Source organism: Francisella noatunensis subsp. noatunensis (assembly GCF_009823375.1).
Lineage (GTDB): Bacteria > Pseudomonadota > Gammaproteobacteria > Francisellales > Francisellaceae > Francisella > Francisella noatunensis.
Window position 1 is genome coordinate 1 of record NZ_WBSX01000075.1, and the last position, 9,384, is coordinate 9,384.

Here is a 9,384-nt window from a genome sequence, read left to right on the forward strand (position 1 = left end):
CTATTATGTTACTTTTTGTCATGTGTGTATTCCTCAGTTAAGAGTTTATATTTTGCAAAATAATTCTATCATTCTGCTGCGAATACACCGCTTATTTCTATATTAGATTTTCATCATACACTAGATTCGAGTATAACTCCTTAATTAGAATTATTTCGAGAAACTAATTTTCGGCAAATTTGCTCTAATGAAATATTTTTCTCTCTAAGTAAAACTAATAAATGAAATAATAAATCTGCTGTCTCAGAAATTAACTCCTCATCTGAATCTTGCTTCATTGCAGCAATTACAACTTCGACACCCTCTTCACAAACCTTTTGAGCTATTCTAGGCAATCCTTCTTTAAATAAACTAGTTAAATAACTATTCTCAGGTAAGTAGTCTTTTCTTTCAGCTATTAATTTTTCTAATTTATCTATTATATACAGCGAGCTATTTTCTTCATTTTTAGTAAAACATGATTTACTACCAGTATGACAAGTTGGACCGTACGGTATAGCTTTTATAAGTATAGAGTCATTATCACAATCAACAGCAATATCTTTTAGCTCAAGAAAATTACCGCTTTCTTCTCCTTTAGTCCACAATCGCTTCTTACTACGACTATAGAAGGTAACTTTGCTGATTTCTAAAGTTTTTTCTAAAGATTCTTTACTCATATAACCTAGCATTAAGACACTATTATCAATTGCTGATTGAATAATAGCTGGAGCTAAATTATCCATTTTTTGCCAAGCTATAGACTCTATAATTTTGTTATCCATTTTGTATCCTATTTTACTATTCTTGTGGGTATATTGTTTTTAAAAAGCTCTTGTTTTAACTCAGGTATCGCAATAATATCATCATGAAATACACTTGCAGCTAATGCTCCATCAATATCTGTATACTTAAATACATCGATAAAATGCTGAATCTGACCAGCACCGCCAGAGGCAATAACAGGTATTGAGATATTTGATTGGACTTCTCTAAGATGCTCTAGATCATAACCACCCTTGACACCATCATGATTCATACAGTTAAGAACTATCTCACCAGCGCCACGAGACTCAACTTCTTTTGCCCAACTAACTGGATCTAATAATGTTTGTACAGTTTTATCTGCACTACCTGTATATTGGCAAACTTTAAATTCGCCATCAATAAATTTGCTATCAATACCAACGACCACACACTGACTACCAAATTCATAAACTAGCTCATCTATCAAATCAGGTCTAGCTAATGCTGCTGAGTTTACAGATATTTTATCTGCTCCTTCATTTAATATAGCTCGAGCATTTTCTACAGATTTAATTCCACCAGCTACACAAAATGGGATATTTATCTTTTTAGCTATCTCTTGTATCCATTTGATAGAAAGTAACTCATTATCAGGACTAGCTCCAATATCATAAAATACTAGCTCATCAGCTCCTGCATCTGAGTATTTCTGAGCTAGCTCAATAATATCGCCAATGATTCTATGATTTCTAAATTTTACACCTTTGACAACTATGCCATCTTTGACATCAAGACATGGAATTATTCTTTTAGTTAACATTCTAAAGCCTCTTGTAGTGTAAATTTATTCTCATATAAAGCTTTGCCTATGATGACACCATAAGTATTCTGCTCTTTTAGAATTTCTAAATCTTCTAAGCTACCAACCCCACCAGAAGCCATAAACTGAACATCTGGATATATAGATGAATAAATTCTATATAGCTCAAAATTTGGACCTTGTAACATACCATCTCGAGAAATATCAGTACATAAGACATACTCAAGACCATCACCAAGATAAGTTTGTATTATGTCATCTAAAGTTGTTGTGCTTGATTCTTGCCAGCCATGTGTTGCTATATAAGGAATACCATCTTTAATAAATACATCTAAAGCTAAAACTATCTTCTCAGCGCCATATTTATCAAAAAACTTCTTTGTTAATGCTATGTCCTTAACAGCCAAGCTACCGACAACTACCCTATCAACACCAATCTCTAAAAGCTTTTCAATAGTTTCAAAATCTTTGACACCACCACCAACTTGTAGCGTCATATTACAGTTCTCTCTAATCTGCTGAATAGTTTCAAACTGACAAGTTTGGCCTTTTTTAGCACCATCTAAATCTACAACATGGATAAACTCAGCACCTGCTTGTTGATATGCTTTTGCAACATCTTTTGGCTCAAGCTCATAAGTAGTAGTTTTATTAAAATCACCTTTTTTCTAAACGAACACATTTGCCATTTATCAGATCTATCGCTGGAAATATATTCATTTACAAAGCTCCTTGTATAAAATTCTCTAAAATCTTCATCCCGACATTACCAGATTTCTCAGGATGAAATTGAATGCCATAGAAATTATCTTTATTTACTATTGCAGTGAAATCATTTATATAGTCATTAGTAGCTATGCTAAATTGATTAAGCTCAGCATAAAAACTATGCACAAAATATACATAATCATCTTCTGCAATATCTTTAAATAAAAAATGATCTTTATTTATATTTTGTAAGCTGTTCCAACCCATGTGTGGAATACTAAAACCTTGCGTTCTCTTAAAAGCTTTTACTTTTTCTGGAAAAATACCCAAACAATCCGTATTTCCTTCTTCAGAAAAACTATACATAATCTGCATTCCTAAACAGATTCCTAAGACAGGTTGCTTAAGCTCTGGAATAAGCTTATCTAAGTCATATTTTTTTAGATTTGCCATTGCTGATTTAGCATGTCCTACACCAGGTAAAATTACGCAGTCTGATTTTTTGATAACTTCAGCATCATGTGTTAGGACTATTTCTTGCCCTAATTTCTCAAAAGCATATTTTATCGAAGCAAAATTACTCCCACAACAATCTATTATCGCTATCATAACACTCCCTTTGAACTAGGAATCTCATCTATACCATTTTTGGCAATCGCTTGTTTAAGCACTTTTCCTAAGCCTTTAAAACACGCCTCTATCATATGATGAGTATTTTCGCCTGTTACTTTGATATGTAGTGTTGCCTTTAGACCTTCGGAAAAAGATACAAAAAAATGTTTCACCAACTCTACTGATAAATCCCCAACCATTTCTCGATCAAAATTAGCCTCAAATGAGCAGTAATTTCTACCACTTAAATCTAGAGCAATCTCAACTAAAGCCTCATCCATAGGTAGCAAAAATCCATAACGATTAATACCGTATTTATCATCAAGAGCTTGAGCAATTGCTTGTGAAAGAGTAATTGCAACATCTTCAACACAGTGATGATCATCAACATGAAGATCACCTTTTACCTGAATTGTCGCACTTATCCCAGCATGTTTTACAATCTGATCAAGCATATGATCAAAGAAACCAAGACCTGTCTCTATTTCTCTAGTCCCAGGAACATCTAGATTAACCCTTACAATAATATCAGTCTCATTATTTACACGCTTGATTTCAGCTACTCTAGGCTTATTTAATATCGCTGTAGTAATATCATCCCAAGATTGATAATTTCCAACACCAAATTGAATAGGATTAACTTTTATATTGTGAGCCAACTGTACATCCGTTTCTCTATCTCCAATCACATAGCTATCTTTTAGAGAGATTTTTTGCTCAACTAAATAGTCCATCAATAAACCAACTTTAGGTTTACGACAGTTACAATTTTCATGAGCAAAATGTGGACAAATCAATACATCCTCAAACTCGATATCTTGTGATTTAAATATCTTCATCATCAAATCATGTGGTGCATCAAAGTCTGCTTGAGGGAAAGAGTCAGTGCCTAATCCATCTTGATTTGACACCATTACAGGTTTAAAACCTGCTTTTTGTAATTTTTTAAGAGCTTCAAAAACACCATCAAAAAATTCAAGCTTCTCAATACTATCGACCTGCTTATCTATAGGTGGCTCAACTATTAAAGTACCATCTCTATCAATGAATAAATATTTACTTTGTTTCATATTCGCTACTTAATTTTTGTAATACTTCGATTAATCTTTTATTTTCAGATACTGTCCCTATACTAATTCTTAGAACTTTTTCATCATTGAAAAAATGCGCCATAGAGCGAACTACTATTTTACTATCGATTAGTTTATTAAAGATACTCTCTCTAAATCTAACTAATATAAAATTAGCATCTAATGACCACAACTTATCTACAATCTTCATTTGTGATAATCCTTGATATAGATGTTCTCTTTGCTCTTTTACTTCAGTAATTTGACTAGCTATATTTACTAAATTCTCATCATCAAGCAGTTTTAATATAGTATTTTCTGTAGTTTTTGGGATTGGATATGGTGCTAATATTTTTCTCAACCATGCTATCCTATCTGAATTAGTAATTACCGTCCCCAACCTAAGACCTGCCATACCAAAAGACTTTGACAAGGTTCTTAGCACAACTAAATTTTCATATTTATTGATAATGCTAGAAACAGATTTTTCATTACTAAATTCAATATACGCCTCATCAACTACAACTACACACTTGCCAGCTAATTCACTTAAAATTTGTTCAATATCAGCTAATAGTATAGATTTACCAGTAGGATTATTAGGAGTACATAAAAATAGTAATTTACAGTTATCAAGAATACTTGCTAAAAGCTCTATAACATTAATCTCAAAGTTATTTTCTTCTTTTAGCTTAAGAGTCTTATAATCAACACCCTGTAATTGAGCAGCTATTTTATACATCCCAAAAGTAGGCTCAACTGCAAAAGCAGAATCTTTTTGATATTCACAATATAATCTAAATAACAGATCAATCCCCTCATCACTACCTCGAGTAACTAATAGATTGCTTGCATCAACATCATATATATTAGCTAATTTCTCTACTAATTTTCTTGGTTGTGGCTCAGGATAGCGATTATACAAATACTCATCATTATATGGTGATTCATTAGCATTTAACCAAATATCTCCATCCACTTTTAAAGAGCGTGCAGATGAATAGGCACTAAATTTTTGTAAATCTTTGCGAATAAGACTTTCTGTAGTTTGATTTTGCATAATTTTATAAACTCTCCAAACGAATAGCTATTGCGTTTTCATGAGCTTTGAGACCTTCTATATCAGCTAATCTCATTGCTATTTGTCCTATGTTTTTTATACCTTGCTTAGATACATTTTGAATACTTATAGCTTTCATAAAATCTATAGTTGCTAAACCGCTATAGGCTTTCGCATATCCATAAGTAGGTAGTACATGATTAGATCCGGTAATGTAATCACCTAATGCTTCAGCCGCCCAAGGACCTAAAAATACAGCCCCTGCATTTTCGATACTATCAATATAATTATCTGCATTTTCAATATTTAAAATAAGGTGCTCAGAAGCATATTCATTAGCTATATTAATTGCTTGGCTAAGTGTATCTACAACAATAATTGCGCTACTTTCTAAAGATTTCTCAATAATAGCTTTTCTTTGGGCTATACTAGTTTGCTTAGAAACTTCATTTCTAACCTTATCTGCTAAAATTTGACTAGTTGTAATTAATAAAGCTTGTGAGTCTGTACCATGCTCAACTTGAGCTAACAAATCTGCAGCAACAAACCTGGGATCGGCCACTTCATCAGCAACTACTAAAACTTCTGAAGGTCGAGCCGGTAGATCAATAGCAGCACCGTGACTATCATTAGACACTTGCTGTTTTGCCTCTGTAACCCAAGAATTTCCAGGACCATAAATTTTATTAACTTTAGATACAGTTTCTGTACCATAAGCTAGAGCAGCTATAGCTTGAGCGCCACCTAATTTATAAATCTTTGAAACCTTACAAATATCAGCGGCTATTAAAATTAATGGATAGACATTACCTTCTTTATCACATGGAGTAGTTACATAAACCTCTTTACAACCTGCAATTTGTGCTGGAGCTGCTAACATTATTAGCGTAGAAACTAAAGGAGCTGAACCACCAGGCACATATAAGCCAACCTTTTCGATAGGTTTATAAACTTTTTTACAAACCACACCATCATTAGTATCACAAACAGTAGTTTTTGGTTTCATTACTTCATGATAGTTAGATATACGCACTATCGAGTTTTTGATTAAATTAATATCATCTTGTGAAACTAATGAGTAAGCTTGTTTAATCTCATTTTGTGAGACTTCAATATTATCTAAATCAACACCATCAAACTTAGAAGTAAACTCCAAAAGAGCTTTATCACCATTCTGCTTAACTTCATTTAAAATATTTCTAACACCTGCAACTAAGCTAGCTTTATTAGTTGAAACTGGGCGAGATAGAAGCTCTGTTTGCTTTGCTCTACTAAGCTCTTGCCAATTATATATTTCAATCATTGTTGTTACTTACTCCAACATCTTCTCAATTGGTAAAACTAATATAGAACTAGCACCAGCTGCTTTTAGCTTTTCTAAAGTTCCCCAGAAAACTCCCTCTTTGGTAACTAAATGTATCGCAACTTTAGTATCTCCATATATCGGCATTATAGTTTGACCTTCATGTCCTGGTAAAATGTGGGTAATTGTATCAACAGCATTTTTATCTATATGGAACATAATATACTTACGCTCTTGAGCATGCTTTACACCCTCAATTCGTCTAAGTAATAACTGATAATACTCTTCAAGCTCTGCTCCAAAACTCTCATTTGAGCGAATTAAAATAGCTTGACTTTTCATGATAGTATGAATCTCTTTAAGATTATTCTCTTCTAATGTTCGACCAGTTGAAACCAAGTCACATATTGAGCTCGACATTTGTAGGTTTGGAGCTATCTCAACTGATCCAGAAATAGATAATGGATCTAGATTTAAATTATTCTCATCTGAAAATTCTGTACTTAGATGAGGATATGATGTCGCTATACGAGTATTTTTAAGTGTATTAATATCATCACTTGCATCATTAGGAACTGCTATAGATAATCTACAATAACCAAATCCTAATTTCTTAGTTTTGATAATGTCATTCTTCTTAGTGGTATTTTTTATACTTAATAAATACTCTTCTAAAACATTCTCACCGACTATTCCAAAATCACAAACATTACCATTAACTAAAGTTGGAATATCATCATCTCTCACAAAAAGAAAATCAATTGGAGCATTTATTGAATGGCATAACAAGTTACTTTTACTTGAGAACTCTACTTTAATACCTATTTTGTTGAATAATTCCATAGAATTGTCATATAGTCTGCTTTTTTTTGTACAGCGACTCTTAATCTTTCTCTCATTTCAGCTCTCTTTATTGATTTTATTATAGATGGTATTGTAACCATTAGTTCCATAACTAAGGCATCTCGCAACTCTACTAATAGTAGTTAAACTAACTCCTGTTTCGGCATGTATCTGCCTATATGGTTTATCTTTTTTTAGCTCTTTGACTACTCTCCAACGTGCAGCCATAGCCATTAAGTCTACAGGAGTGCATAAATCTTCTAAAAAAAAGCTTGGCCTCTTCAGCAGACTCAAAGCTTTTAAAAACTTCATATAAGTTTTGAAGATTTTCTTCATTATTTTTTATTTCAGACATTAGATGAATTAGGATAAATAAATTTATTAATGTATTAACATATTAGTACATAAGAACAATAAATACAAATAGAAATATTGTCTAAATTAATATATTTATTTATAGAGAAAAAATATTACAGAACTAAAACTTTATTCTTCTAACTCAATACCTTTAGTCTCCGGCATAGTCGCTATGATAACAACTATAATTATAGAAGCTATTAAAGTATAAAAACTAGGAGCAACATTACCCAAATACATAACTAATGCTACTGATACTATTGGTACAGTTCCTCCTAATAAAGCATTACTTATATTATACCCAGTTGCTACACCACTAAATCTTAGATGTGTTGGAAATAGCTCATTGATTGTGACTACAAATGTCGCTGTAGCTGCTGATATTAACAACATTATCACAGTCATAACTAATGTTATAACAATTTGTGAATCTGTATTAGTCATAATATAAAATGCTGGTGTTATTAAAACTCCAATCCCAATACAAGATATTAACAATACTTTTTTTCTACCAACTTTGTCAGATAAGCCACCCCATATTGGTGCTGTTGCAAAGTAGAAGAATGCTGCAACCATAGACATCAACATAGCTGTATGTACAGAATAACCTAAATCATTTTTTAGAAATGTTGGAATAAATCCAGAAACCATATAATATACAATTCCCAAATATCCAGCTAAAGCAAATACAATAAAGATTTGATACGGATATTCTTTAACTGCAGATACTACAGGAGTATCATCTAACATCCCATCTTGTTTTGATTTAAGATACTCAGGAGACTCATCTGATGCAAACTGAAGTATCAAAACGATAACAGTAAGTATTGCTCCAATAATAAAGCAGACTCTCCAACCATACGCATGCATCTGATCAGAATTTAAAAAACTTGTTAGGATATAGACTATAAATGTACCTAAAAAAACACCTAAACCTGAGAAAAACGTACCAAAAGCAGTAATCAAACCACGCTTACTATCAAGAGCACCTTCACTTAGTACTGCAGTACACCATTATATTCACCACCTATTGAGAATCCTTGAATCATTCTAGCTAGGAGTATAATTATTACCGAAGCTATTCCCAAGCTACCATAGCTAGGAGTAAATGCTATCATAGCTATAGATATGAACATCAGTGCCACAGTAAATATCAATACATGTTTACGCCCTTTTTTGTCGCCGAGATTACCAAAGAAAATCCCACCCAACGGCCTCATCAAATATCCAGCAGCAAATAATCCAAATGTTTTTAATATAGCAACTAAAGAGTTATTATCTGGAAAAAATGTTGCCGAAATATAAATGGTTACATAAGTAAATAGAGCGAAATCAAAATACTCTACTGTTGTTGCAAAACCTGCAAATATTATATTTTTTTGGGATACTATTTTTTGCATTTCATCAATTTTAAATTTATTTTTAAGTATTATGATGAATAATAATTTAATTTGCAAAAATACTCTGCTAGATAGTATTCTCAATGTTTATAGAGATACCAAAATGTACTTCATTAGGTGTCAAGTAATTTAAACATTTCTTAGGTCTATTATTCAAGTCTATCTGTAACTTCTAATGTATTGATGAGATATATTGTTAAAGTTAGTACCTTTAGGTATAAATTGTCTGATATACCTATTCATGTTTTCATTAGTACCTCTTTGCCAAGGACTGTATGGATCAGCAAAGAATACTTTGATGCCAGTCTTGCTAGTTAGCTTCTTATGTTTAGCAAACTCTTTACCATTATCAAATGTAGCTGTTAATATTTTATGACCATTAGATACTTTGTACAATATTCTATTGATTGAATTAGCTGTTCTATCTATAGACTTGGCTAAAATAGTAAATCTGCTAGCTCTATCGACCATTGTTACAATAGCAC

Annotated in this window: 8 protein-coding genes and 3 pseudogenes; all 11 read right to left on the reverse strand. The window is 32.2% G+C overall.

Annotation, left to right across the window (positions count from 1 at the left end; all coding sequences use genetic code 11):
- Positions 1-140: 140 nt before the first annotated feature.
- Positions 141-764, reverse strand: coding sequence for a bifunctional phosphoribosyl-AMP cyclohydrolase/phosphoribosyl-ATP diphosphatase HisIE (gene hisIE / locus F8C69_RS06915; protein WP_159184692.1), 624 nt, complete (start codon positions 762-764; stop codon positions 141-143).
- Positions 765-772: 8 nt separating this feature from the next.
- Positions 773-1,546 carry an imidazole glycerol phosphate synthase subunit HisF gene (hisF, locus tag F8C69_RS06920; RefSeq protein ID WP_159184693.1) on the reverse strand — a complete coding sequence of 258 codons (774 nt, stop codon included), beginning with the start codon at positions 1,544-1,546 and terminating at the stop codon, positions 773-775.
- A pseudogene (locus F8C69_RS06925) lies at positions 1,540-2,151 on the reverse strand (1-(5-phosphoribosyl)-5-[(5-phosphoribosylamino)methylideneamino]imidazole-4-carboxamide isomerase); the annotation flags it as partial. The gene hisF and the pseudogene F8C69_RS06925, both read right to left, overlap by 7 nt.
- 115 nt (positions 2,152-2,266) lie before the next feature.
- On the reverse strand, positions 2,267-2,863 hold the full coding sequence (hisH, locus tag F8C69_RS06930; protein WP_159184694.1) for an imidazole glycerol phosphate synthase subunit HisH: 597 nt from the start codon (positions 2,861-2,863) through the stop codon (positions 2,267-2,269).
- Complete coding sequence (gene hisB / locus F8C69_RS06935; protein ID WP_159184695.1) at positions 2,860-3,936, reverse strand: bifunctional histidinol-phosphatase/imidazoleglycerol-phosphate dehydratase HisB; 1,077 nt, start codon at positions 3,934-3,936, stop codon at positions 2,860-2,862. The genes hisH and hisB overlap by 4 nt, the downstream gene beginning before the upstream one ends.
- Positions 3,923-4,996 (reverse strand): histidinol-phosphate transaminase, encoded by a 1,074-nt coding sequence (gene hisC / locus F8C69_RS06940; protein WP_159184696.1) that lies wholly within the window; start codon positions 4,994-4,996, stop codon positions 3,923-3,925. Before hisC ends, hisB begins: the two co-directional genes overlap by 14 nt.
- 4 nt (positions 4,997-5,000) lie before the next feature.
- Positions 5,001-6,299: a histidinol dehydrogenase gene (gene hisD / locus F8C69_RS06945; RefSeq protein WP_159184697.1), complete on the reverse strand. Its 1,299-nt coding sequence runs from the start codon at positions 6,297-6,299 to the stop codon at positions 5,001-5,003.
- Between the two features lie 9 nt (positions 6,300-6,308).
- The gene (gene hisG / locus F8C69_RS06950) at positions 6,309-7,142 is read right to left on the reverse strand and encodes an ATP phosphoribosyltransferase (RefSeq protein WP_234384177.1); all 834 of its coding nucleotides are present in this window, start codon (positions 7,140-7,142) and stop codon (positions 6,309-6,311) included.
- Positions 7,143-7,199: 57 nt separating this feature from the next.
- On the reverse strand, positions 7,200-7,454 hold the full coding sequence (locus F8C69_RS06955) for a YerC/YecD family TrpR-related protein (protein ID WP_192189678.1): 255 nt from the start codon (positions 7,452-7,454) through the stop codon (positions 7,200-7,202).
- Between the two features lie 174 nt (positions 7,455-7,628).
- A pseudogene (locus tag F8C69_RS06960) lies at positions 7,629-8,899 on the reverse strand (MFS transporter).
- A 67-nt stretch (positions 8,900-8,966) separates the two neighbouring features.
- Positions 8,967-9,384: pseudogene (locus F8C69_RS06965) on the reverse strand (IS30 family transposase); the annotation flags it as partial.

What these genes read in the sequence shown, in the direction of transcription:
- hisG (WP_234384177.1), bottom strand. Translation starts at nt 7,142, where the DNA reads ATGGAATTATTCAACAAAATAGGTATTAAAGTAGAGTTCTCAAGTAAA.
- hisH (WP_159184694.1), bottom strand. Translation starts at nt 2,863, where the DNA reads ATGATAGCGATAATAGATTGTTGTGGGAGTAATTTTGCTTCGATAAAA.
- hisD (WP_159184697.1), bottom strand. Translation starts at nt 6,299, where the DNA reads ATGATTGAAATATATAATTGGCAAGAGCTTAGTAGAGCAAAGCAAACA.
- F8C69_RS06955 (WP_192189678.1), bottom strand. Translation starts at nt 7,454, where the DNA reads ATGAAGTTTTTAAAAGCTTTGAGTCTGCTGAAGAGGCCAAGCTTTTTT.
- hisF (WP_159184693.1), bottom strand. Translation starts at nt 1,546, where the DNA reads ATGTTAACTAAAAGAATAATTCCATGTCTTGATGTCAAAGATGGCATA.
- hisIE (WP_159184692.1), bottom strand. Translation starts at nt 764, where the DNA reads ATGGATAACAAAATTATAGAGTCTATAGCTTGGCAAAAAATGGATAAT.
- hisB (WP_159184695.1), bottom strand. Translation starts at nt 3,936, where the DNA reads ATGAAACAAAGTAAATATTTATTCATTGATAGAGATGGTACTTTAATA.
- hisC (WP_159184696.1), bottom strand. Translation starts at nt 4,996, where the DNA reads ATGCAAAATCAAACTACAGAAAGTCTTATTCGCAAAGATTTACAAAAA.